This is a genomic window from Rhodobacter capsulatus (assembly GCF_052363175.1).
Classification (GTDB): Bacteria; Pseudomonadota; Alphaproteobacteria; order Rhodobacterales; family Rhodobacteraceae; genus Rhodobacter; species Rhodobacter capsulatus_D.
The window spans coordinates 1,448,754-1,470,000 of sequence record NZ_CP198946.1 but is presented as its reverse complement, the minus strand read 5'-3'; the positions used below and the strand labels follow the sequence as shown (position 1 = coordinate 1,470,000).

The 21,247-nt window shown below is 64.0% G+C and carries 20 protein-coding genes, 2 tRNA genes and 6 pseudogenes (1 of these 28 running past the window's edge); 18 read left to right on the top strand and 10 right to left on the bottom strand.

Annotated elements, in window-relative coordinates:
• The 3 genes in view from ACTTAI_RS08170 to ACTTAI_RS08160 are tightly spaced (at most 35 nt apart) and all read right to left on the bottom strand, a layout consistent with a single transcriptional unit that may run on beyond the window.
• A protein-coding gene (locus tag ACTTAI_RS08170; RefSeq protein ID WP_444455249.1) for a putative bifunctional diguanylate cyclase/phosphodiesterase crosses the window boundary here: on the bottom strand, positions 1 to 1,734 show its 5' portion. It extends 420 nt beyond the left edge of the window; only the first 1,734 of its 2,154 coding nucleotides appear in the window; the start codon lies at positions 1,732 to 1,734; its stop codon lies off the left edge, out of view.
• Entirely contained in the window at positions 1,734 to 2,126 is a 393-nt protein-coding gene (locus ACTTAI_RS08165) for an SET domain-containing protein (protein ID WP_444455248.1), read from the bottom strand. Before ACTTAI_RS08165 ends, ACTTAI_RS08170 begins: the two co-directional genes overlap by 1 nt.
• A 35-nt stretch (positions 2,127 to 2,161) precedes the next feature.
• Positions 2,162 to 2,488, bottom strand: a complete 327-nt coding sequence (locus ACTTAI_RS08160) for a hypothetical protein (RefSeq protein WP_444455247.1) — start codon at positions 2,486 to 2,488, stop codon at positions 2,162 to 2,164.
• A 316-nt stretch (positions 2,489 to 2,804) separates the two neighbouring features.
• Between ACTTAI_RS08160 and ACTTAI_RS08155 the strand changes: the two genes are divergently transcribed.
• Together ACTTAI_RS08155 and ACTTAI_RS08150 are read left to right on the top strand one after the other, a co-directional pair.
• Entirely contained in the window at positions 2,805 to 3,362 is a 558-nt protein-coding gene (locus ACTTAI_RS08155) for a DJ-1/PfpI family protein (RefSeq protein WP_444455246.1), read from the top strand.
• A gap of 25 nt (positions 3,363 to 3,387) precedes the next feature.
• The gene (locus tag ACTTAI_RS08150) at positions 3,388 to 3,894 is read left to right on the top strand and encodes a ribbon-helix-helix domain-containing protein (protein ID WP_444455245.1); all 507 of its coding nucleotides are present in this window, start codon (positions 3,388 to 3,390) and stop codon (positions 3,892 to 3,894) included.
• A 189-nt stretch (positions 3,895 to 4,083) separates the two neighbouring features.
• On the opposite strand, the gene ACTTAI_RS08145 is transcribed toward ACTTAI_RS08150, so the two are convergent.
• Together ACTTAI_RS08145 and parE are read right to left on the bottom strand one after the other, a co-directional pair.
• Positions 4,084 to 4,779, bottom strand: a complete 696-nt coding sequence (locus ACTTAI_RS08145) for a hypothetical protein (RefSeq protein WP_444455244.1) — start codon at positions 4,777 to 4,779, stop codon at positions 4,084 to 4,086.
• A gap of 20 nt (positions 4,780 to 4,799) precedes the next feature.
• Positions 4,800 to 6,756, bottom strand: a pseudogene (parE, locus tag ACTTAI_RS08140) (DNA topoisomerase IV subunit B).
• 312 nt (positions 6,757 to 7,068) lie between these two features.
• Between parE and ACTTAI_RS08135 the strand changes: the two are divergent.
• From ACTTAI_RS08135 to ACTTAI_RS08110, 6 genes and pseudogenes are all read left to right on the top strand, one after another.
• Complete coding sequence (locus ACTTAI_RS08135; protein WP_444455243.1) at positions 7,069 to 7,947, top strand: TIGR01459 family HAD-type hydrolase; 879 nt, start codon at positions 7,069 to 7,071, stop codon at positions 7,945 to 7,947.
• Positions 7,948 to 8,071: 124 nt separating this feature from the next.
• The gene (locus tag ACTTAI_RS08130) at positions 8,072 to 8,512 is read left to right on the top strand and encodes a MaoC family dehydratase (RefSeq protein ID WP_444455216.1); all 441 of its coding nucleotides are present in this window, start codon (positions 8,072 to 8,074) and stop codon (positions 8,510 to 8,512) included.
• A gap of 41 nt (positions 8,513 to 8,553) precedes the next feature.
• Positions 8,554 to 9,482: pseudogene (locus ACTTAI_RS08125) on the top strand (bifunctional riboflavin kinase/FAD synthetase).
• A 42-nt stretch (positions 9,483 to 9,524) separates the two neighbouring features.
• Positions 9,525 to 9,974 carry a YcgN family cysteine cluster protein gene (locus ACTTAI_RS08120; protein WP_444455242.1) on the top strand — a complete coding sequence of 150 codons (450 nt, stop codon included), beginning with the start codon at positions 9,525 to 9,527 and terminating at the stop codon, positions 9,972 to 9,974.
• Positions 9,975 to 11,024, top strand: a complete 1,050-nt coding sequence (locus ACTTAI_RS08115; RefSeq protein WP_444455241.1) for a threonine aldolase family protein — start codon at positions 9,975 to 9,977, stop codon at positions 11,022 to 11,024.
• A gap of 89 nt (positions 11,025 to 11,113) precedes the next feature.
• Positions 11,114 to 11,190: transfer RNA gene (locus ACTTAI_RS08110), tRNA-Ile, on the top strand.
• A gap of 774 nt (positions 11,191 to 11,964) precedes the next feature.
• Here ACTTAI_RS08110 and ACTTAI_RS08105 read toward each other — a convergent pair.
• The 4 genes and pseudogenes from ACTTAI_RS08105 to pdxH all read right to left on the bottom strand — a co-directional run bounded on the left by ACTTAI_RS08105 (position 11,965) and on the right by pdxH (position 13,835).
• Positions 11,965 to 12,041 (bottom strand) — tRNA-Pro (locus ACTTAI_RS08105).
• 49 nt (positions 12,042 to 12,090) lie between these two features.
• Positions 12,091 to 12,513 carry a DUF192 domain-containing protein gene (locus tag ACTTAI_RS08100; RefSeq protein ID WP_444455240.1) on the bottom strand — a complete coding sequence of 141 codons (423 nt, stop codon included), beginning with the start codon at positions 12,511 to 12,513 and terminating at the stop codon, positions 12,091 to 12,093.
• Positions 12,514 to 12,554: 41 nt separating this feature from the next.
• Positions 12,555 to 13,088: a cold-shock protein gene (locus ACTTAI_RS08095; RefSeq protein WP_444455239.1), complete on the bottom strand. Its 534-nt coding sequence runs from the start codon at positions 13,086 to 13,088 to the stop codon at positions 12,555 to 12,557.
• 184 nt (positions 13,089 to 13,272) lie between these two features.
• Positions 13,273 to 13,835, bottom strand: a pseudogene (gene pdxH / locus ACTTAI_RS08090) (pyridoxamine 5'-phosphate oxidase).
• On the opposite strand from pdxH, the gene ACTTAI_RS08085 reads away from it, so the two are divergent.
• The 10 genes and pseudogenes from ACTTAI_RS08085 (at position 13,719) to trpE (ending at position 20,759) form a co-directional block, all read left to right on the top strand.
• A complete protein-coding gene (locus ACTTAI_RS08085) occupies positions 13,719 to 13,982 on the top strand; it encodes a hypothetical protein (protein WP_444455828.1) in 264 nt (87 codons plus the stop codon). The pseudogene pdxH and the gene ACTTAI_RS08085 overlap by 117 nt on opposite strands.
• Positions 13,983 to 14,022: 40 nt before the next feature.
• Positions 14,023 to 14,844, top strand: a complete 822-nt coding sequence (gene fabI, locus ACTTAI_RS08080; protein ID WP_444455238.1) for an enoyl-ACP reductase FabI — start codon at positions 14,023 to 14,025, stop codon at positions 14,842 to 14,844.
• A gap of 1 nt (position 14,845) precedes the next feature.
• Complete coding sequence (locus tag ACTTAI_RS08075; RefSeq protein WP_444455210.1) at positions 14,846 to 15,463, top strand: LysE family translocator; 618 nt, start codon at positions 14,846 to 14,848, stop codon at positions 15,461 to 15,463.
• 10 nt (positions 15,464 to 15,473) lie between these two features.
• Positions 15,474 to 15,980 carry a xanthine phosphoribosyltransferase gene (gene gpt, locus ACTTAI_RS08070; protein WP_444455209.1) on the top strand — a complete coding sequence of 169 codons (507 nt, stop codon included), beginning with the start codon at positions 15,474 to 15,476 and terminating at the stop codon, positions 15,978 to 15,980.
• A 151-nt stretch (positions 15,981 to 16,131) separates the two neighbouring features.
• Positions 16,132 to 17,306, top strand: a pseudogene (locus ACTTAI_RS08065) (aminotransferase).
• An 85-nt stretch (positions 17,307 to 17,391) separates the two neighbouring features.
• A pseudogene (locus tag ACTTAI_RS08060) lies at positions 17,392 to 18,023 on the top strand (SurA N-terminal domain-containing protein).
• Between the two features lie 80 nt (positions 18,024 to 18,103).
• Positions 18,104 to 18,664, top strand: a complete 561-nt coding sequence (locus ACTTAI_RS08055) for a peptidyl-prolyl cis-trans isomerase (RefSeq protein ID WP_444455237.1) — start codon at positions 18,104 to 18,106, stop codon at positions 18,662 to 18,664.
• Positions 18,606 to 19,022, top strand: a complete 417-nt coding sequence (locus tag ACTTAI_RS08050; RefSeq protein WP_444455236.1) for a hypothetical protein — start codon at positions 18,606 to 18,608, stop codon at positions 19,020 to 19,022. Before ACTTAI_RS08055 ends, ACTTAI_RS08050 begins: the two co-directional genes overlap by 59 nt.
• A gap of 20 nt (positions 19,023 to 19,042) precedes the next feature.
• Entirely contained in the window at positions 19,043 to 19,240 is a 198-nt protein-coding gene (locus ACTTAI_RS08045; protein WP_444455235.1) for a hypothetical protein, read from the top strand.
• A gap of 11 nt (positions 19,241 to 19,251) precedes the next feature.
• A pseudogene (gene trpE, locus ACTTAI_RS08040) lies at positions 19,252 to 20,759 on the top strand (anthranilate synthase component I).
• Here trpE and ACTTAI_RS08035 read toward each other — a convergent pair.
• A complete protein-coding gene (locus tag ACTTAI_RS08035; RefSeq protein ID WP_444455234.1) occupies positions 20,756 to 21,244 on the bottom strand; it encodes a hypothetical protein in 489 nt (162 codons plus the stop codon). The pseudogene trpE and the gene ACTTAI_RS08035 overlap by 4 nt on opposite strands.
• Positions 21,245 to 21,247 lie beyond the last annotated feature (3 nt).

Below are 21,247 nucleotides of genomic sequence, written 5' to 3'. Positions count from 1 at the left end.
GGGCGCAATGCCATGCGACATCACCATGTCCGTGAACTTCTCGGCAAAGCCGCGGCTCATCAGCTGTGTCGGCGACACGTTGATGCTGACACGCGCCTTGTCGAGCAGGTGCATATCCGCGCAGACGAGATCGAGCAGCTTCCAGCCCAGCGGCATGATCAGCCCGGTCGCCTCGGCCACCTTGATGAAGCGGTCGGGCGAGACCTTGCCAAGCTCGGGCGAGGTCCAGCGCGCCAGCGCCTCGTAGCGGGTCGGTCCCGCCCCAGGATTGGCCGGAACGATGGGCTGGTAATGCACCTCAAGCCCCTGCCCTTCGCTCAGCGCGCGGCGCAGCTCTTTTTCGATCCGCTTGTGATCGATATCCTCGGTTTCCATCCGTTTGTCATAACGCACGACTTCCAGCGTCTCGCGCAACTTGGCGGAATACATCGCCCGGTCCGCGCGGCGCAGAAGCTCTTCTTGTTCCATGCCACGGTGATCTTCGAAGGCGAGGCCCTTGGAGGCCTGCACCTCGAAGCTCATCCCGTTACACAGGATCGGCTTCTCTGACAGAGCATTGATCTGCAGACATTTTTCAGCGACGATCCGCTCCAGGTCCGCTGTGGCGGAAAACACCACGAAGAATTCGTCGCCCCCATAACGGGCAAGAAAAGCGGTTTCATCGGCGATCGTGCGCAGGCGCGCGGCAAATTCCACCAAAAAGACATCGCCGCCCAGATGCCCAACCGTGTCATTGATCAGCTTGAAGCGCACCAGATCGATGGCCAGCACGGCGCAGTCGATTTCGCCACGGTCCCGCAGGGAATCGAGATGCTCGCGCATGGCAAAACGGTTCGGCAGCCCGGTGAGCGCATCGCTGCGGGCGCGGTCAAAGGAAATCGCCTCGCGCTCGATCAGTCCGGCGGCCTTGGAGCGCAAGAGCAGCGCGGCAGAATAGGATATCACCATGAACACAACGCTGATCGCCGCCATGATCGGAAACATCTTCCAAAACAGCAGCGTGCCGGGCTGCGGCGGGGTCCAGCGCAGCCAGCCGACAGGGCGTCCGTCGACCCCCGCCAGCGAAGTTGAGACCGTCCCCTCGGGCGGGGTAATCGTCACCGCAAGCCCGGAGATGGAGAATTCGCTTTCCATATCGCGCAAGCGTTGCGGCGCCAGCACCTTTCCGATCGTCGCGATCGCGGCACTGCCGGGGGGAACCCGGGCCAGCATCTCCGGGTTTTCGGGCAACAGATACGAGCTCGAGAACATCACCGGCAGGCCGTTGCGCATCTCGAAATAGGCGTGCGTTTCGCGATGCTCGGGGTCGAGCCCGGGAACGATGTCGCGCAACACCTGACGGGTGCGCTCCGTCAGGAAGCCCGGCTGCGGCGCAAGCCCCTCCCCCTCATGCCAAGAGAGCGGCGCCACGAAAGGGCCATCAAAAACCTCGGCATATTGAAACACCTCCCCCCGATGCGCAGTGATGCCGTAGTTCGAGGCCAGACGATCGATCGCCAGATCCTCCGCATCGACGTAAAGGTCGGTCCAGTTGTGATAGTCGCTTGCGAGCAACGAAACCTGTTCGAGCAGATTCTGCACCCGACCGGCGACTCGTTTCGTCGATTCCTCGGCCGCGCTTCGGTCCATCGTCGCCCGCACGGACACGAGCGACATCCAAAGCACGGCCAGCACCGCAAGCAAAACCGCGGTCACAAGGACCACGATCTGCCGCGGCAGGGTATTTCCGCTCATCAGGCAGCCGCCTCCAGCGGCCGCGGGGCGTTTTCGAAGCCAAGAACATGGACCTGCCCGTAATCGCAGGTCAGTTCGGTTCCCGGGGCCAGATCCCGCGCCGCGATCATCTCTTCGCCGCGATCGATCAGACTCGGATCCTTGCTGTGATTCATGAACATGTCTCCATCATTGCCAAGCCGGAAGATCCCGAGATGCGGGATATATTCTGCGTGATGAAGGACTGTTTGCGCCAAATCTTCCGGAAATTTCTGCAGCGCGGCCTCCGGAATGTCCACATCAAACATCGGATCATAGCGCCAGACCGTATCACCGGCACGGATCGGAACATGGGTGAAAACGCCAAGTCCGTGGATTTCGCTGCGGGTGACATAGTGTTTTACAAGAAACATCGCGAGTCTCGGGGTTGTTGGGGTTTGGTCGGACGTCAGGCCTCGGCCTGCATCATCACGACGGAAAAGAGCGCGGCGGCGATGCCCGCGATCTGTCGCGTCGAGAGGGTTTCTCCGAAGAAAACGATACCGACGCCGGTGAGCAGCAGGATGGTGGCAGAACTGTAGAGAACGGCGATCTGCGCAAGGCTCTGGCTTTGCATCAGCCACATCCACCCCAGCGCGGTCAGCGCATAAAGCGCCGCCCCGCCCAGAAACCAGGGCGAGGTATGGGGCGAGGCGCGCAGCGAAGCATATTTGAGCGCGTAATCGCCAAGGATTGTCAGAACGACAATTCCCGCCAGAATGAGATAGGATCGCATCGAGCAGCACTCCTGATATCGTTGCCCGTCGAAGAATGGGCACACGTTAAGGTTAAGGTGATTTTCGAAACATAAATGCCAAGGGGATAAAACCTATAAAATTAACCATACTATTCGCGCGGCAAGGCCGCCGGAGCCACCACGACTCGGCGAGTGTTTCGGCATTTTTCCAGTCACTTGCAGGCAGACCTTTGGATGCGGCGGGACAAGCCTCGCCCCCGGCAGCACCGCCCGCAGGCGTAGTATCTGGCTAACACCACAGCTGCGCCGGATTGCCTCATGCTGGACCCCTGCCACAGCAAAGGGAGGATGCAAGATGGCGAAGATCCTGATGATTACCGGTGACTTCACCGAGGATTACGAGACGATGGTGCCGTTTCAGACGCTTCTGGCCTGCGATCACAGCGTCGATGCGGTCTGCCCCGGCAAGGCGGCGGGCGATACGGTGAAGACGGCGATTCATGATTTCGAGGGCGATCAGACCTATTCCGAAAAGCCCGGTCACAATTTCGCGCTCAATGCCGATTTCGCCGCGATCAAGGCCGAAACCTACGATGCGCTGGTGATCCCGGGCGGGCGGGCGCCGGAATATCTGCGACTCAACCCCGAGGTTCTGGCGATGGTCCGGCACTTCTTCGAGGCGGGCAAACCGGTCGCCGCGATCTGTCACGGGGCGCAACTGCTGGCCGCGGCCGGGGTGCTGAAGGGGCGGACCTGCTCGGCCTATCCGGCCTGTTCCTACGAGGTGACCGCCTCGGGCGGGACTTACGCGGAAATTACGGTGACAGAGGCTGTGACCGATGGCAATCTGGTGACCGCGCCTGCCTGGCCCGCGCATCCTGCGTGGCTCAAACAGTTCATGGCGCTGTTGTAACATCAACGGGAAGGGAGGCCCCGCGATGTGTGAACTCTTCATCAAGGCCGATGCGGGTCAATGGCAAAGCCGCACCCACAGCCTGCGCATCGACGGGGTCGCCACCTCGATCCGGATCGAGACCCATTTCTGGGACACGCTGACCGAGATCGGGCAGCGCGACGGCATGACCACCGCGCAGTTGATCACCAAGCTCTGGCACGAGGCGATGGATGCCGATCACGACCTGGGCAACTTTACCTCGTTTCTGCGGGTGTGCTGCGCGCTATCATGCACTGATCGCCGCGGGCGAAATATCCCCCGACCGCCGGGTGCCGATCTCGGCGCATCCGGCCCGCACGATCCTGGCACGCGAGGCCGAGCGGCGGCGGCAGGTGCTGAACTGAGCGGGCTGGCTCAGTCCTGTCAGCGCCCCGGCACGGCTGAACACAAGACAGGATCGGGCGCGCTCGTTCAATGCGCCCGAAGTCTGATGGCTGCAACAGCTGCATACTCCATCCACAGGCGGGCGAGCGACGTTCGACCGAGATAGCGGTCTCAGAGAACAGCCGTTAAGGCTTCCATGCACCGTCTAGGCCGGTCAAGATTGGTTGTCACTCGCGCGCTTTGGATAGACGGCTTTGTTGAGACAAACTTGTCGAACTTCGTACACACATACCACCGGGCGCATCAACCGGCAAATCTCTGGGGCAAAGGTATCGGAAAGGGCCTCGAAGAATCTCTAGCCCATCTGCGCAAGTCCACGGAGCCATTGCATCGCCGACTTCAGGGGTTCTGAATCGTAATCGTGCATTTTCTTGGGCGTACGCGCCATACAGAAACCGTCGCCGTGCAGAAGGTGAGCTGGATTGGAGCTTTGGAAAATCCGATTACCTTTGAGTGCAGCATCTCTCGCGTCTGAAGAAAACGCCCAGTGCTCAGGACGAAAGCCGGGATTATCGTTCTTGCCTACGGAAGCGATCGACTCCCCTGCGACGATGATCCGAAAAACGGTTTCATCAAACCGATGGATGTCGCCCTCATAGGTCACGAAGTCCAGCAATCCGTAGCGAGAGTTAGGGGCCCCGTATTGATCGATCTGCGCGATGAACCCCATCGGGTCAGATTGTGTTCCCCGGATAAGTTTGTGTGGCTCAACCGTTGAGAAGGGCTCTGTGAGCGAAGGCCTTGGCCCGAGAGCCTCAAGTTTGGTGCTCATCTTGGCGATGTGGTGCTTGTCGTTTCTCACCCCCACATTCGCAGAGATCAACGAGGCTTTGAGCAGTTTCTCAAGCGCCTGTGCCGCGCTCCAGTAGTATTGGCGTTTCAATCCGTTCAGATATGCCCAACGGGCGACCACATAGTCCTCGATCGCCGGAACCGCAAAGAGGTCGGCGACGAGGCTAGCTTTTGCGGCGTCGACAACGCTGTCGATCAACACGTTCCCCCCCTGCGGGATCACACATCCAGCTCTTCGACGAACCGCGCGTTCTCGGTGATATATTGGAACCGCAGCTCGGGCTTTTTCCCCATCAGCCGCTCGACCAGATCATCGGTCTCGCCCGCGAATTCGTCGTCGATCGTGACCCGGATCAGCTTGCGCGTTGCCGGGTTCATCGTCGTGTCCTTCAGGTCCTTGGCATCCATCTCGCCCAGACCCTTGAAGCGCTGCACGTCGATCTTGCCGCGCCCGCCCAGACCCTTGGCCATCCAGAGCTCCTTCTCGGCATCGTCGGCGACATAGATCCGCTTCGCCCCCTGCGTCAGCCGGTAAAGCGGCGGGCAGGCCAGATACAGATGGCCCTTGTCGATCAGCCCCGCATCTGGGTGAAGAAGAAGGTCATCAGAAGCGACGCGATATGCGCGCCGTCGACATCGGCGTCGGTCATGATGATGATCTTGTCATAGCGCAGATCATCGACGCGGAACTTCGTGCCCAGACCCACGCCCAAAGCCTGCGCCAGATCGTTGATCTCCTGATTCTGGCCCAGTTTCGAACTCGCCGCGCCCAGCACGTTCAGGATCTTGCCGCGCAGGGGCAAAAGCGCCTGCATCGTCCGGTCCCGCGCCATCTTGGCCGAGCCACCGGCCGAGTCGCCTTCGACGATGAACAGCTCCGTCCCCTCGCGGTTCGTGGCCGAGCAATCGACCAGCTTCCCGGGCAGCCGCAGCTTCTTCGTCGCCGATTTGCGCGAGGTCTCCTTTTCCGCCTTGCGCCGCAGCCGCTCCTCGGCCCGCAGCACAAGAAAATCAAGGATCGCCCCCGCGGCCTTGGTATCGGTGGTCAGCCAGGTGTCGAAATAATCCCGCACCGCATTTTCGACCCAGCGCGCGGCTTCCTCGGTCGAAAGCCGGTCCTTGGTCTGGCCGACAAAGGACGGCTCGCGGATGAAGATCGAAATCAACGCGCAGCCGCCCGTCAGCATGTCCTCGCGGGTGATCTGCGCCGCCTTCTTGTTGTTGATCCGCTCGCCATAGGCGCGGATGCCCTTGAGGATCGCGGCCCAGAACCCGGCTTCATGCGTGCCGCCTTCGGGCGTCGGCACGGTGTTGCAATAGGAATGCAGGAAGCCGTCGCGCACCGGCGTCCAGTTGATCGCCCATTCGACCGACCCTGGGATGTTGTATTTCTCCTCGAAACTCACCCGCCCCGCAAAGGGCTTGTCGGAATAGGTCGAGGCCCCGGTCAGGGCTTCGCCCAGATAATCGGCAAGGCCATTCGGGAAATGGAAGGTCGCTTCCGTCGGCGTGTCGCCATCGGGGATCGCGGTCTTCCAGCGGATCTCGACGCCCGAAAACAGATAAGCCTTCGAGCGCGTCATCTTGAAGAGCCGCGCGGGTTTCAGGCTGAGCGAGCCGAAAATCTCCGGATCGGGGTGAAAGGTCACCATCGTGCCGCGCCGATTGGGCGCCGCGCCAAGCTTTTCGACCGGCCCCTGCGGCACCCCGCGCGAAAACCGCTGCTCGTAAAGCTCCTTGTTGCGCGCGACCTGCACCACCATCAGATCCGAGAGCGCATTCACCACCGACGAGCCCACCCCGTTCAACCCGCCCGAGGTCGAATAGGCCTTGTTCGAGAACTTGCCCCCTGCATGCAGCGTGCACAGGATCACTTCCAGCGCCGATTTGCCGGGAATTTCGGATGCGGATCGACCGGAATGCCGCGGCCGTTGTCGCGCACGGTGACCGAGCCATCGGCGTTCACCTCGACCTCGATCCGATTGGCGTGCCCCGCCACCGCCTCGTCCATGGCGTTGTCGAGAATCTCGGCCACCATGTGATGCAGCGCGCGCTCATCCGTGCCGCCGATATACATGCCCGGCCGCTTGCGCACCGGCTCCAGCCCTTCGAGCACCTCGATCGAGGAGGCGTCATAAGTCTCGGTCTGGGTCGAAGACAGAAGATCGCCGGACATGGTGCTCGCTTTCATTGGTGTTCTTGAGATGCAGAGATACCGCAGCTTGGGGCCCCGGGGCAAGCAGGGGGGGGCGCTGCCCCCGTCCCTTCGGGACTCCCCCGAGGTATTTTTGGCAAGATGAATGAACCGGATTTCATCTTGCCAAAAATACCTCGGGGGGTGAATGGCGCAGCCAGAGGGGGGCAGCGCCCCCCCTGCCCCGGGCGGCCGCGACGCGCGCCGCACCGCGTCGTGCCCCTTTGTCATTCTGTCGCACCCATGTCATAAGCTGGCCGCATCGATGTCCGAACCGTTCCGAAAGGCCGCCCCATGACCCGCATCCTCCAGTCGCTCGCCGAAATCTCCGCCCGTTACGACGTGCTGCTGTGCGATCTCTGGGGCTGCGTGCACAATGGCGTCGCCCCCTTCCCCGCGGCCGTCGCCGCGCTTCAAGGCTTCCGCGGTCAGGGCGGCCGGGTGATCCTGATCACCAACGCGCCGCGCCCGGCCCGCTTTGTCGCCGAGGGGCTCGACCGGATGGGCGTGCCGCGCGAGGCCTGGGATGCCATCGTCACCTCGGGCGACGCGGCGCAGGATGCGATGTTCGCAGGCGCGGTCGGGCGCAAGCTCTGGCACCTCGGGCCGCACAAGGACGACGGCTTCTTCACCGAGATCCCGAAAGAATGGGAGGGCCGGACCCATGTTCAGCTGGTCCCCTTCGATCAGGCCGAGGGCATCGTCTGCACCGGCCCCTTCGACGAGCTGAACGAAGTCCCCGAAGACTACCGCCCGCGCTTCCTTGAAGCCAAGACCCGCGGCCTGCCGATGCTTTGCGCCAACCCCGATGTCGTCGTCGACATGGGCGAAACCCGGATCTATTGCGCCGGCGCGCTCGCCGCGCTTTACGAGGAAATGGGCGGGCGCACGATGTATTTCGGCAAACCGCATCCGCCGATCTATGACATGGCGCGGCGCCGCATGGCGGAGTTCGGTCTGGCCGATGACAGCCGCGTGCTGGCGATCGGCGACGGCATCAACACCGATGTGGCGGGCGCGATCGGCGAGAACCTCGACGTGCTCTTCGTCTCGGGCGGGCTCGCCGCCGAGCAATTCGGCCCCGATGTCGACAATCCGAACCGGGACCTGCTCCGGGGCTGGCTCGGCGCGCGTCAGCAAGACCCGCAATACACGATCGGCCGTCTGCGCTGAAATCGTCTCGCAACTATCTTGCGTTCGACCTTCATCTTGGGTTCATAAGTTTCGCTGCGCTTGCATGGTGAATAGTGCCATGCTATGCCGCGGCGCAACATGACCCCAAGCCGGAGCGCCTCTCATGACCGACCCCATCGTCCGCGGCACGATCTGCATCGACCAGCTCGAGGTCGGCATGATGCGCAGCCTGACCAAGGAAATCACCGACCGCGACATCGAACTTTTTGCCGAGGTCTCGACCGACTGCAACCCGGTGCATCTGGATGACGACTTCGCCAAGGGCACGATGTTCAAGGGCTGGATCGCGCATGGGATGCTCTCGGCCGGGCTGATCTCGGCGGTGATCGGCGAGCAGCTGCCGGGCCATGGCACGATCTACCTTGGCCAATCGCTGAAATTCCGCGCCCCGGTCCGCCCCGGTGACGTCGTCACGGCCGAAGTCACGGTTGCGTCGATCGACCCGGTGAAGCGTCGCGTGACCCTTGAAACCCGCTGCCGCGTGGGCGATACGGTGGTGATCGAGGGCGAAGCGCAGGTTCTGGCGCCCGCCTGCAAGAGCTGACACGACCGGCGGCCTCGCCGGAGGCGGGGACGAGACCGGGAATGCAGACCTATACCCATTGGACGGGGCTCTCGCCCGAGGCGCGTGGCGCCTCGGTGGCGATGGGCAATTTCGACGGGGTGCATCTGGGGCATCAATCGGTGATCGATCTGGCGCGCGGTCGCGAGCCCTTGGGCATCATCACCTTCGAACCCCATCCGCGCGAAGTCTTCGCCCCGGATGCCGCGCCCTTCCGGCTGATGAACGCCGAAGCGCGGGAACATCGGCTGGCGAAACTCGGCGTCGAACGGCTTTACGAGCTGCCCTTCAACCGCGACCTTGCGGGGATGGACCCGGAAACCTTCGCCCGCGAAGTTCTGGCCGAGGGGGCTGGGCGTCGCCCATGTCACGGTGGGCGGCGATTTCCGCTTTGGCAAGGGCCGCGCCGCGGGCGGGCACGACCGAGTTGATCGCGCTTGGCCGCGAGCTTGGCTTTGACGTCACGGTGGCGCCGCTTCTGCACATCGACGGGATCGAGGTCTCCTCGACCAACATCCGCAAGGCGCTGGCCGAGGGGCGGGTGCGCGATGCGGCGAAGATGCTCGGTCACCTGCACCGGATCGAGGGCGAGGTGATGCACGGCGACAAGCGCGGCCGCGACCTTGGCTTTCCGACCGCCAACATGTCGGTGGCGCGGCTGCATCTGCCGAAGCTCGGCGTCTATGCGGTCAAGGTCGATGTGCTGACCGGCCCGCATGCGGGGGCTTACCTCGGCGCGGCGAGCCTTGGCGTGCGGCCGATGTTTGGCGAAAACGCGCCGAATCTCGAGACCTTCCTCTTCGATTTCGAGGGCGATTTGTACGGCCAGCACCTCTCGGTGGCGCTGGTCGACTATCTGCGCCCGGAAATGAAGTTCGACGGCCTGCCCGCCCTGATGAAACAGATGGCAGCCGATTGCGAAACCGCGCGCGAAATCCTGCGCTCCGCGTGATGTGACTATGAAAATGCCCCGATCCGAGTCAGCTTTTGCGCGATGAGTAGTAATCTGCGCCCCCTGTTCTGGACCTTGCCGCTGGCCAAGCTGACCCCCGCCGAATGGGAGGCCTTGTGCGATGGCTGCGGCAAATGCTGCCTCAACAAGCTCGAATACGAAGACACGGGCGAGCTCGAGTTCACCCGGGTCGCCTGTCGGCTGCTCGACGGCGAAAGCTGCCGCTGCCGCAACTACGAGATCCGGCATCAATTCGTGCCCGAATGCGTGCGGTTGACGCCGAAATCGCTGAAGAAAAGCGTCTACTGGATGCCCGTGACCTGCGCCTATCGGCTGCGCTACGAGGGCAAGCCGCTCGAGCCCTGGCACTATCTGATTTCCGGCGATCCCGAGACGGTGCATGACGCCCGTCAATCGGTGCGCGGATGGACCGTCTCCGAGGCAGAGGTGCCCGAGGAAGACTGGCAGGACTATATCATCGAGGACCTCTGAATGCATTTTGCTTCTGACAACACCGCGGGCGTCGCACCCGAGATCATGGCTGCGCTGGCGGCGGCGAATGCGGGTCATGTGGCCTCGTATGGGGCCGATCCGCTGACCGGGGCGGTGGTCGAACATCTGCGCGAGATCTTCGAGGCGCCGCATGCTTCGGTCTATCTGGTGGCGACCGGAACGGCGGCGAATGCGCTGTCCTGTGCGGTGCTGACTCAGCCCTGGGGGGCGATCTTCTGCCACCGCAATGCCCATATCGAAGAAGACGAATGCGGCGCGCCCGAATTCTACACCGGCGGCTCGAAACTGGTTCTGGTGGACGGCCCGCATGCGAAGATGGACCCTGCCGGTCTGCGCGCGGCGATCGCCCATACCGCGCGGGCCGGGGTGCATAACGTGCAGCGCGGCATGGTCTCGCTGACGAATGCGACCGAGGCCGGAACAATCTACACCCCCGCCGAAGTCGCCGCGCTGACGGCGGTCGCGCGCGAGTTCAAGCTGCCGGTGCACATGGACGGGGCGCGGTTTGCCAATGCCCTCGTCACTCTGGGCTGCACGCCCGCCGAGGTGACCTGGAAAGCCGGGATCGACGTGCTGAGCTTTGGCGGCACCAAGAACGGCTGCATGGGGGTCGAGGCGGTGATCATCTTCGATCCCGCCCGCGCCTGGGAGTTCGAGCTGCGCCGCAAGCGCGGCGGCCATCTCTTTTCGAAGCACCGCTTCCTTGCGGCGCAGATGGCGGCCTATCTGGACGGCGATCTGTGGCTGCGCCTCGCCCGGCACGCGAATGCGATGGCCGCACGGCTCTCGGCGGGGATTGCGGCGGTGCCCGGGGCATCGCTTACCCATCCGACGCAGGCGAACGAGGTCTTCGCCGCCTTCCCCCGTGCCGCGCATCGCGCGCTCCATGCGGCGGGCGCCTCCTATTATCTCTGGCCCTTCGACCAATCGCTCGACGGCCCGGGCGAGACGCCCTTGGCCGCGCGGATGGTGACGACCTGGGACACGACCGCGGAAGAAATCGACACCTTCCTCGCGCATCTGCGCTGAGCGTCGGGGATCGGAATGGGGCGGCCCCCCTGCCCCATTCCGGCGCTTGACCGTTGTGCCCATCTTGCCTAGAGCTTTGCGCACTCTGGGGGCCTGTAGCTCAATGGTTAGAGCCGGGCGCTCATAACGCCTTGGTTGGGGGGTTCGAGTCCCTCCGGGCCTACCAGAGCATCCCTTTGATCTCAAAGAATAACCTTGATTTTCCGACCCTTGTGCCATTTTTGGTCCCAGAGTTGGTGCCAGAATCGGGGTGCAAGATGGCTGGGAAGCTTCGGTATTGGAAAGAGAAGGATGGCCGCTTCTGGGCACGAATCTCTGTTCCCGAAAGGCTTCAACCGTATCTTGACCAGCCCCGGTGCGAACTTTCTGAACCGCTCGGCGGTGATCGTCGCACCGCCTTGCGCCTGCATCCGGCAGCGGTTGCGCGCCTTCAACACGTAATCGCCGTCGCTCAAAGCAGGGCCGACCTTCATTGACGAGAACGCTTACGCCCGCCTTCTGTTTGATCTGCGCATGGCCGCGCGGGCCGCCGACTGGGAAACGGCCCTGACCGAAGTTCTCTGTGACGCAAACATCCTGCCCGCGACGTGCCGAGGAGAGATTGAACTCACGGCTTCGTGAGCGGATGACGAAAGACACCGGTTCACCGAACAAGCTCTACCTCGTTCTGAAATTGCGCACTCCACGAAACCGACGATGCACTTGCGGCGACGCCGCCCGAACATCTCGAAGACGTTATTGCGGCCATCAAGTGCAGGCTCGAAGCCGCTTGATCCCCGGCACAATCAACAAGCACGCGGGCGAGGTGAAAACCTCGCCCGTTTTCATGTCAAAGGCGAGTCGGCCCAACCGGAAAGCCCATGTGTTACACACGCCTGACTGTAACACATGGCCGACCGAGCCGCCGCCTAAGCCATTGACTATAAAGGGGAATTCGGAATGGTCGGGGCGGCGAGATTCGAACTCACGACCTTCTGTACCCAAAACAGACGCGCTACCAGGCTGCGCTACGCCCCGATTGCGCCTTCAATAGCGACACCGGCGGGCGCTGAAAAGGGGAAATGGCTCAGTCGAGCGGCAGGATGCGCTGTCCGGGTGCCAGCCCCAGCGCAGCCGCCTGCCCGCCCGCGATCTCAAGCACATATTGGATCGGACCGCCCGACCAGATCGGGGTCTCGTCATAGGGGCGCGCGTCGGGATGGATGGTCAGAATGTGGCCCGTGGCATCGATGAAAAGCATGTCGAGGGGCAAAGGCGTATCATGCATCCAGAACGCGACCGTGCGCGGCCCCGGATAGACGAAGATCATGCCGCTGCCCGGATCAAGATGATCGCGCCCCATCAGACCGCGTTCGCGCTCGGCCTCGGTATCGGCGATCTCGACGTTCAGGCGCAGCCGACCTTCGGGGCGTTCGATGCAGAGCACGGCCTCGCCCTGCCCCTGACGCGCCGCCGCGAAGCTGGCATCATCGCAGTCGGCAGCGGCCACAGGAGCCGCCAGCCCGCAAAGACCCGCGACAAGAAAAAGGATCAGCGCGTGCGCAGCGCGGATTCCCAGCTTGTGACCTGCGCCGCCATCCGGCCGCGCCGCCCCTCGATCACCCGCAGACATACCGCCTCTCCCGGCGCCAGATCGGCGAACCCCGAGCGGCGCAGCACCTCGACATGGATGAAGACATCTTCGGGCCTGCCGAAGACATTTGCAAAGCCAAAACCCTTGCCCTTGTCGAACCACTTCACCCGCGCCGGTTCCAGCGGCAGCGCCGCGATCACCTCGGGGTCGGTCTCGCCCAGATCCTCGATCGGCGCCAGCCGGTTGTCGGTTTCGGGCGGCGAGATTTCGAGCACTTCGATCGCCTGCGCCCCGCGCGGCGTCGCCTGCACCAGCACGCGAATCCCTGCATTGTCAGCCACCGAGCTTTGTCCGAAATTGCGCAGCACATTGGCATGGAGAAGAATGTCCGGTCCGCCCTCGCCGTCGAGGATGAACCCGAACCCCTTGCCCGCGTCGAACCATTTCACCCGACCCGCGACTTCACGCGCCGCGCCCGCTTCGTCAACCATCCGCTGCCGTCCATTTTCTGATGCGCCGGGACTGTGGACGTCCGCCAGAGCGCTGCAGATCAGTTGTCACAGGTTCGCAACCGGATTCAAGCTGATTTGGCTTGTCTTTTTGGGCAGTCTGCGATTGGCGAAGCGTGAAATGCAGTCAATTTGAGCCGCATTTCAGGCTGACGCAGCGTCAGGATCAGGGGTTCAGCCGAAGGATCTCCCAGGCGGCGCCCGGCGCGTCACGGCGCCAGCGGAAGCGATCATGCAGCCGAAACGCCCCGTCAGCCCAGAATTCGATCTCGAGCGGCAAGATGCGGAAACCACCCCAGAACGGCGGACGCGAGGGCGCGGTGCCATGCGCGGCCGTCACCTTCGCCACCTCGGCCATCAGCGCCGTGCGCGAGGACAGCGGTTCACTTTGCCGCGAGGCCCAGGCACCGAGCCGCGACTTGAGCGAGCGCGAGGCATAATAGGCGTCCGCCTGCGGCCCCTCTTCACGACTCACGAGGCCGCGCACGCGGATTTGCCGACGCAGGCTCTTCCAGTGCAGCACGAAGGCGGCTTTGCCCGCAGCCTCGATCTCGGCCGACTTTGCAGAACCGTAATTGGTATAGAACAAAACGCCCCGCCCGAGGGCGCGTCGTGCGCCTCGATCTCTTTCAGAAGCACCATCCGCACATTGGGCAGCCCCTCGGCATCGACGGTGGCCAGGGCAATGGCATTGGGGTCGTTGATCTCGGTTTTCTCGGCTTCGGTCAGCCAGGATTGCGCCAGCGCAAAGGGATCTTCGCCCGCAAAGATGCCGGTTCTGTCGCTCATATCCTGCCCTTTCTGTTGAGGATGCGACGCCAAGGCGCCGCTGCCCCGACGTCAACCCGCCTTGCTGACTTTGCAATCTTCGCCTAATGAGAGCGCACTTTCCAGAGGCAAGCGGGAGATTGCGGAAATGACGACGGGCCTGATGGCGGGAAAACGGGGCCTGATCATGGGGCTCGCCAATGACAAGTCGATCGCCTGGGGCATCGCCAAGGCGCTTGCCGATGCGGGCGCTGAGCTTGCCTTCTCCTATCAGGGCGAGGCGCTGAAAAAGCGCGTCGAGCCGTTGGCCGAAAGCCTTGGCAAGCCGCTCCTGTTCGAATGCGACGTGGCGAATGAAGACAGCATGGATGCGCTTTTCGCCGGGCTGAAGGACGCGTGGGGGACACTCGATTTCGTGGTCCATGCGATCGGGTTCTCCGACAAGAACGAGCTGCGCGGTCGCTATGTCGACACCTCGCGCGGCAACTTCACCATGACGATGGACATTTCGGTCTATTCCTTCACCGCCGTCTGCGCCCGCGCCGCGGCGATGATGCCCGCGGGGGGCTCGCTGCTCACGCTGACCTATTACGGCGCCGAACAGGTGATGCCGCATTACAACGTGATGGGCGTTGCGAAAGCCGCGCTGGAAGCCTCGGTCAAGTACATCGCCGAGGATCTGGGCAAGCTCGGCATCCGCTGCAACGCGATCTCGGCCGGGCCGATCAAGACGCTGGCCGCCTCGGGCATCGGCGATTTCCGCTACATCATGAAGTGGAACGAGCTGAATTCGCCCCTGCGCCGCAACGTGACGCAGGAAGAGGTCGGCAAGGCCGCGCTTTACCTGCTCTCGGATCTGGGGTCGGGGACCACGGGCGAGAACCTGCACGTCGATGCGGGCTATCATGTCGTCGGCATGAAGGCGGTCGACGCGCCCGATATCGACGTGGTGACGGGGCGCAAGGACTGAGATGAGCTTCGCCGCCTTTCTGGGCATCTACATGATCTCGCTTGCGGCGGCGATCTCTCCGGGTCCGGCGGTGCTGCTGGCGGCCCGGACAAGTCTGCGCGAGGGCTTCGTGCGCGGCGCCTGGCTCGCTGTCGGCATCGGCCTTGGCGCCTGCATCTGGGCCGTTGCGGCGATGTTCGGACTGGCGCTGCTGTTCAAGATCGCCCCCACCCTGCTCACCGTGCTGAAATTCGCGGGCGCGGCCTATTTGCTTTACCTTGCCTACAAGATGTGGCGCCATTCGGCCGAGCCGATGTCGATGGAACTGCCCGAGGATCACGCCAGCCGCACCGCGCTGGGGCAAGTCTGGCGTGGCATTGCGGCCCAGCTGGCCAATCCGAAACCGGCCGTTTTCTTCGGCACGGTCTTCCTGACCTTCCTGCCGCCGGTGGTGCCCTTCTGGGCTTACGGCGTCATTCTGGGCATCATCTTCTTCAACGATACGGTCTGGAACGTGCTTGTGGCGCGGATCTTCTCGCTCGACCGGACGCGGGCCGCCTATCTGGGCCTGAAAACACTGATCGACCGCACTTTCGGCGGGCTTCTGGGGCTGATGGGCCTGAAGCTTGCCCTGACCTGAGGAGGCAAAGATGGCCGAACGTTTGCCGCATGAAAAAGGCTTTCACGTCAGCTGGGACCAGCTGCACCGCGATGCGCGGGCGCTGGCCTGGCGGCTCGATGGCAAGGGGCCCGACAATGGCGCCTGGAAGGCAATCGTGGGCATCACCCGCGGCGGCATGGTCCCCGCGGCGATCATCGCGCGCGAACTCAACATCCGCATCATCGACACGATCTCGGTCAAGGGCTACAACCACCAGACCCAATCCGATCCGGTGGTGATCAAGGCGCCGCAGGATGATCTGATGGGCGCCGAGGGCGAAGGCATTCTGGTGATCGACGATCTGGTGGACAGCGGCAAGACGCTCGAACTAGTGCGCCGCCTGTATCCCAAGGCGCATTTCGCCACCGTCTATGCGAAACCGAAGGGCCGCGAGCAGGTCGACACCTACATCACCGAAGTCTCGCAAGACACCTGGATCTTTTTCCCCTGGGACATGGCGCTGCAATACGTCCAGCCCTATCGCGGCACCGACTGAAGCCGCGCGCCCGCCCCACCCGCGACAGGGCGTATTTGCACCAAGAAAAAGCAGGCGGTTTTCTTGGCAAAATACGCGCCCGCCGCAGGCGTCCTCCCTGCCAAGGGCGCGGGCGAATGGAAGGGTGGCGCGACACTGACCGGAGGCCGCCATGATCCACCCGCTGAACCCCGCGCTTGGCACTACCTTTGCCCCCGGTGATGGAGGCGCGGCGCTGGATCGAGGGTCACCTTCCCGCCCGAGCGGCCCTTGATCAACGTATCCCAAGCCGCGCCGATCGATCCGCCGCCGCTCGCGCTGCGTCAGGCGATCGCGCAAGCGGCGCTCGACAACCCCGCCGCGCATCTTTACGGGCCGGTCCTGGGCAATGGCGATCTGCGCGCCGAGGTGGCGGCGCAATGGTCCGCGACCTATGGGGGCACCATCACCCCGGCGCAGGTGGCGATCACCCAGGGCTGCAATCAGGCCTTCTGCGCGGCGCTCGCCACTCTGGCGGGTGCCGGGGATGAAGTTCTTCTGCCAACGCCCTGGTATTTCAACCATAAAATGTGGCTCGACATGGCGGGCGTGACGACGGTGCCGCTGCCGACCGGGCCGAGCCTGCTGCCCGACCCGGATCACGCGGCGGCGCTGATCACCCCCGCCACCCGCGCCATCGTGCTGGTCACGCCGAACAACCCGGGCGGCGTCGAATATCCGGCCGAGCTGGTGCGCGCCTTTGCCGATCTGGCCCGCCGTCACGGCCTTGCGCTGATCGTCGACGAGACCTACCGCGATTTCGACGCCCGATCGGGAGCCCCGCATGATCTTTTCACCGACCCCGATTGGGACGAGACGCTGATCCAGCTTTACTCCTTTTCGAAGGCCTATCGGCTGACCGGCCACCGCGTCGGCGCGATCGTCGCGAGTGCGGCGCGGCTGGCCGAGGTGGAGAAATTCCTCGATACCGTCGCCATCTGCCCGAGCCAGTTGGGCCAGATCGCGGCGCTTTGGGGGATGCAGAACCTGACGCAATGGGTCGCGGGCGAACGGGCCGAGATCCTCGCCCGTCGCGCTGCGATGACGGCGGGGCTCGCCGCACTGCCGGGCTGGAAAACGCTCGGCTGTGGCGCCTATTTCGCCTATGTCGAACACCCCTCGCCCCTGCCCGCCCCGGAGTTTGCCAAGCGTCTGGTGACCGAGGCCTCGGTGCTGCTGCTGCCGGGCACGATGTTCATGCCCGCGACCGACCCCGCCGGGCAGCGCCAGCTGCGCATCGCTTTTGCCAATATCGACACCGCGGGTATCGCGGAATTGATGAGGCGGCTTGCCGCATTGCAGCCCTGATCGGGGACGACTGCGGCTCTGATGCTTGCGGCCTTGCGGCCAAAGCCCTAAACACCCCAAAGACCAGAAAACCCCGGGAGGTCCCATGTCGACGTTGTTGCGCAGCTCTGGCAAGAGCGTGATGGTCTGGGTGCTTCTGGCGATGATCGTTCTGGGCCTTGGCGGCTACAAGGTCAGCAGCTTCTCGAACCGCGGTCAAAGCATCGGGGCGGTGGGCGAGAGCGAAATCAGCACCCGGCAGTATACCCAGGCGCTGCGGCAGGAAATCGACGCCGTCGCGCAGCAGATCGGCCATGCGCCCTCGATGTCCGAAGTGCGGGCGATGGGGTTGGATCAGGCAGTGCAGGCGCAGCTTTTCAACACCGCGGCGCTGAGCGAACAGGCCCGGCGGCTTGGCTGTCGGTCGGCGATGCCGAGGTGAGCAAGCAGATCCGTTCGGCCCGGCCGTTTCAGGGCATGGATGGCAAATTCGACCGCGAGACCTATCGCGAGGCGCTGCGGCAGCAAGGCATGACCGAAAGCGGTTTCGAGACGCAGTTGCGCGCCGATATCGCCCGCTCGATCCTGCAAGGCGCGGCGGCGGGCGGCGTGGCGGCTCCGGCGCCGCTTCTGGACAGCTACATCGGCTATCTGGGCGAAACCCGCGATGTGGCCTTTGCCGAGATCCCGATGCCGGGATCGTCGAGGCGCTGCCCAAGCCCGATGACGCGACGCTGAAGGCCTATTACGAGGCGCAGATCGCCGAATTCACCAAGCCCGAAACGCGCGAGATTTCCTACGTCTGGCTGACGCCCGAGATGCTGAAGAACGACATCACCATCGACGAGGCGCTGCTGAAATCGACCTATGACGAGCGCAAGTCGGACTATGTGCAGCCCGAGCGGCGCAAGCTGAAAAAGCTCGTCTTCCCGACCATGGCCGAGGCCGAAGCCGCGATGGCGAAGATCAAGGCGGGTACGGCGACGCTGGTCGATCTGGCCAAGGAGCGCGGGCTGAGCGCGACGGATATCGACCTTGGCGAGGTCTCGCAGGATCAGGTCGGCGGCGATGCGGGCAAGACCGTCTTTGCCCAGACGACCCCCGGCCCGGTCGGGCCGCTCGACACCGATCTTGGCCCGGCGATCTTCGAGTTCGAAAGCCTCGTGCCGAGCGAAACCACCACCTTCGACGAAGCCAAGGGTGACATTGCCGCCGAACTGGCGATCGACAAGGCGCGGCGAATGATCGGCGACATGACTTCGGAGCTTGAAGACAAGCTGGCCTCGGGCGCGACGCGAGGACATGGTCAAGGAAACCAAGATGCAGGCGGGCAAGATCTCGATGGCGGCCGATACCCGCGACGGCATCGCCGCCTATGACGCCTTCCGCGAAGCGGCCGCGAAGGTCACCGCCGACGATTTCCCGGAACTTGGCACGCTCGAAGATGGCAGCGTTTTCGCGCTGCGTCTTGATGGCGTGACGGCGGCGGCGCCGATCCCCTTCGCGCAGGTTCGCGACAAGGTCGAAGCCAGCTGGCGTGCGGCCGAGCTCGTGAAGGCGAAACAGGCGAAGGCCAAGGCCGTGGGCGAGACGCTGGCGGCGGGCAAAACGCTGACCGAGGCCGGGCTGACCGAGAAATCGGCCCCCGATCTGCAGCGCGACGGCTTTGTCGAGGGCGCGCCGCAGGCGCTGGCGAAAACCGCCTTCACGACCGAGGTAGCAAGACCGCCGTTCTGACCGAGGACGGCAAGGTCTTCGTGCTGCTCGTGCGCGCGGTGAAACCGGCCGACATGGCCGATCCGGAACTGGTGCAGCTGCGCAAGACCTTCGACACGCGGCTTGGCCAGTCGATCGGCACCGATCTCGTCGCCTTCTACGCCCGCGCGGCGCAGGCCGAGGCCGGTATCAAGCTCGACAGCGCGATGATCGCTGCCGTGCAATCGCAGTTTCAGTGACGGAGGCCCCGATGGTCGCGCTTTTCCCCGGATATGACGCGTTCGAGGCCGCCTGGGCCGAGGGCCGCAACCAGCTGGTCTATGCGCGGCTGGCGGCCGATCTCGATACGCCGGTCTCGCTGATGCTGAAGCTGGCGGATGCACAGAAGAACAGCTTCATGCTGGAATCGGTGACCGGCGGCGAAGTGCGCGGGCGCTATTCGATCATCGGCATGAAGCCCGACGTGATCTGGGAATGCCGCGGCACGGCGGCGCGGATCAACCGGCAGGCCCGGTTCGAAGATCGCTTCGAAGACCTGCCCGGCCATCCGTTCGAGAGCCTGCGGGCGCTGATCGCCGAAAGCCGCATCGACATGCCCGAGGGCCTGCCCGCGGCGGCGGCCGGGCTCTTCGGCTATCTTGGCTATGACACGATCCGGCTCGTCGAGCATCTGCCGAACGTCAATCCCGATCCGCTCGGCGTGCCCGATGCGGTGCTGATGCGGCCCTCGGTCGTCGCCGTGCTGGATGGCGTCAAGGGCGACGTGATCCTTTGCGCCCCCGCCTTCCATGGATCGGGCCTCTCGGCGCGGGCGGCCTATGCGCAGGCGGCGGAACGGGTGATGGATGCATTGCGCGATCTTGACCGCACGCCCGCACAGGGCCGCGAGATGGGCGAGGCCGCGCAGGTCGGGCCGCTGAAATCGAACTTCACCCCCGAGGGCTACAAGGCCGCGGTGGAGAAGGCGAAGGACTACATCCGCGCGGGCGACATCTTTCAGGTCGTGCCCGCGCAGCGCTGGTCTGCGGATTTCCCGCTGCCGCCCTTTGCGCTTTACCGCTCGCTGCGGCGCACCAACCCTTCGCCCTTCATGTTCTTCCTCAATTTCGGCGGCTTCCAGATCGTCGGCGCCTCGCCCGAGATCCTCGTGCGGCTGCGCGATGGCGAGGTGACGATCCGCCCGATCGCGGGCACCCGCCCCCGCGGCGCGACGCCCGAGGAAGACAAGGCGCTGGAAGCGGACCTGCTCGCCGACAAGAAGGAACTGGCCGAGCATCTGATGCTGCTCGATCTGGGCCGCAACGATGTCGGCCGGGTGGCGAAGATCGGCACCGTGCGCCCGACCGAGAAATTCGTGATCGAGCGCTATTCCCACGTCATGCACATCGTCTCGAACGTGGTGGGCGAACTGGCCGAGGGCGAGGATGCGCTCTCCGCCCTGCTCGCCGGTCTGCCCGCGGGCACCGTTTCGGGCGCGCCGAAAGTGCGGGCGATGGAGATCATCGATGAGCTGGAACCGGAAAAGCGCGGCATCTATGGCGGCGGTGTCGGCTATTTCGCGGCAAATGGCGAGATGGACATGTGCATCGCGCTGCGCACCGCGGTGGTGAAGGATCAGACGCTTTACATCCAGGCGGGCGGCGGTGTCGTCTATGACAGCGACCCCGAGGCGGAGTTCAGGAAACCGTGAACAAATCCAAGGCCCTGCGCCGCGCGGCGGAAGATGCGGGGCTCTTCGTGCGCCGCGGCAACCTTTAAGCCCGCCCGCGCGAAGGGCGTATTTGGACAAGGAAAAACAGCCTTCCCTTCGGGGAGGGCTTTTTCTTGGGCGAAATACGCAATTCCGGCGGCGGCGACCGGGACGACCTGCGGAAAGGGGCGTATTTGGTCCAAGAAGAAGCCGATGCCGTTTCTTCTTGGTCCAAATACGCTCTTGCAGGGGGCCGGGCCGGGCGCGGCCTTACTTGCCGCCTTGCGCCTTCAGCAGCGCCGAAAGCGGCGCGAGGTTGTATTGCCCCGTCTTCCGAGGCCCAGGCGGTCAGACCGGCCACGGATTCGGGCCAGGCGGAGAGCATGACCACCGTCGAGCCGTCCTTCGTCGCCTCGAACGCCGCGCGGCCGAGCGTGCGGGTGATCACCGCCGCCTTGTCGCGCTGCGCATCGAGCACGCGAAAGATGCCCTCGCGCGGGGTGTCCCGCGTCGCCTTTACACCGATCGCGCCCGGTTGCGTGACATAGCCCATCCC

Coding starts and splice junctions, on each gene's coding strand:
- ACTTAI_RS08165 (WP_444455248.1), bottom strand. CDS start 2,126: ATGTTTCTTGTAAAACACTATGTCACCCGCAGCGAAATCCACGGACTT.
- ACTTAI_RS08160 (WP_444455247.1), bottom strand. CDS start 2,488: ATGCGATCCTATCTCATTCTGGCGGGAATTGTCGTTCTGACAATCCTT.
- ACTTAI_RS08155 (WP_444455246.1), top strand. CDS start 2,805: ATGGCGAAGATCCTGATGATTACCGGTGACTTCACCGAGGATTACGAG.
- ACTTAI_RS08150 (WP_444455245.1), top strand. CDS start 3,388: ATGTGTGAACTCTTCATCAAGGCCGATGCGGGTCAATGGCAAAGCCGC.
- ACTTAI_RS08135 (WP_444455243.1), top strand. CDS start 7,069: ATGACCCGCATCCTCCAGTCGCTCGCCGAAATCTCCGCCCGTTACGAC.
- ACTTAI_RS08130 (WP_444455216.1), top strand. CDS start 8,072: ATGACCGACCCCATCGTCCGCGGCACGATCTGCATCGACCAGCTCGAG.
- ACTTAI_RS08120 (WP_444455242.1), top strand. CDS start 9,525: ATGAGTAGTAATCTGCGCCCCCTGTTCTGGACCTTGCCGCTGGCCAAG.
- ACTTAI_RS08115 (WP_444455241.1), top strand. CDS start 9,975: ATGCATTTTGCTTCTGACAACACCGCGGGCGTCGCACCCGAGATCATG.
- ACTTAI_RS08095 (WP_444455239.1), bottom strand. CDS start 13,088: ATGGTTGACGAAGCGGGCGCGGCGCGTGAAGTCGCGGGTCGGGTGAAA.
- fabI (WP_444455238.1), top strand. CDS start 14,023: ATGACGACGGGCCTGATGGCGGGAAAACGGGGCCTGATCATGGGGCTC.
- ACTTAI_RS08075 (WP_444455210.1), top strand. CDS start 14,846: ATGAGCTTCGCCGCCTTTCTGGGCATCTACATGATCTCGCTTGCGGCG.
- gpt (WP_444455209.1), top strand. CDS start 15,474: ATGGCCGAACGTTTGCCGCATGAAAAAGGCTTTCACGTCAGCTGGGAC.
- ACTTAI_RS08055 (WP_444455237.1), top strand. CDS start 18,104: ATGCTGAAGAACGACATCACCATCGACGAGGCGCTGCTGAAATCGACC.
- ACTTAI_RS08050 (WP_444455236.1), top strand. CDS start 18,606: ATGCAGGCGGGCAAGATCTCGATGGCGGCCGATACCCGCGACGGCATC.
- ACTTAI_RS08035 (WP_444455234.1), bottom strand. CDS start 21,244: ATGGGCTATGTCACGCAACCGGGCGCGATCGGTGTAAAGGCGACGCGG.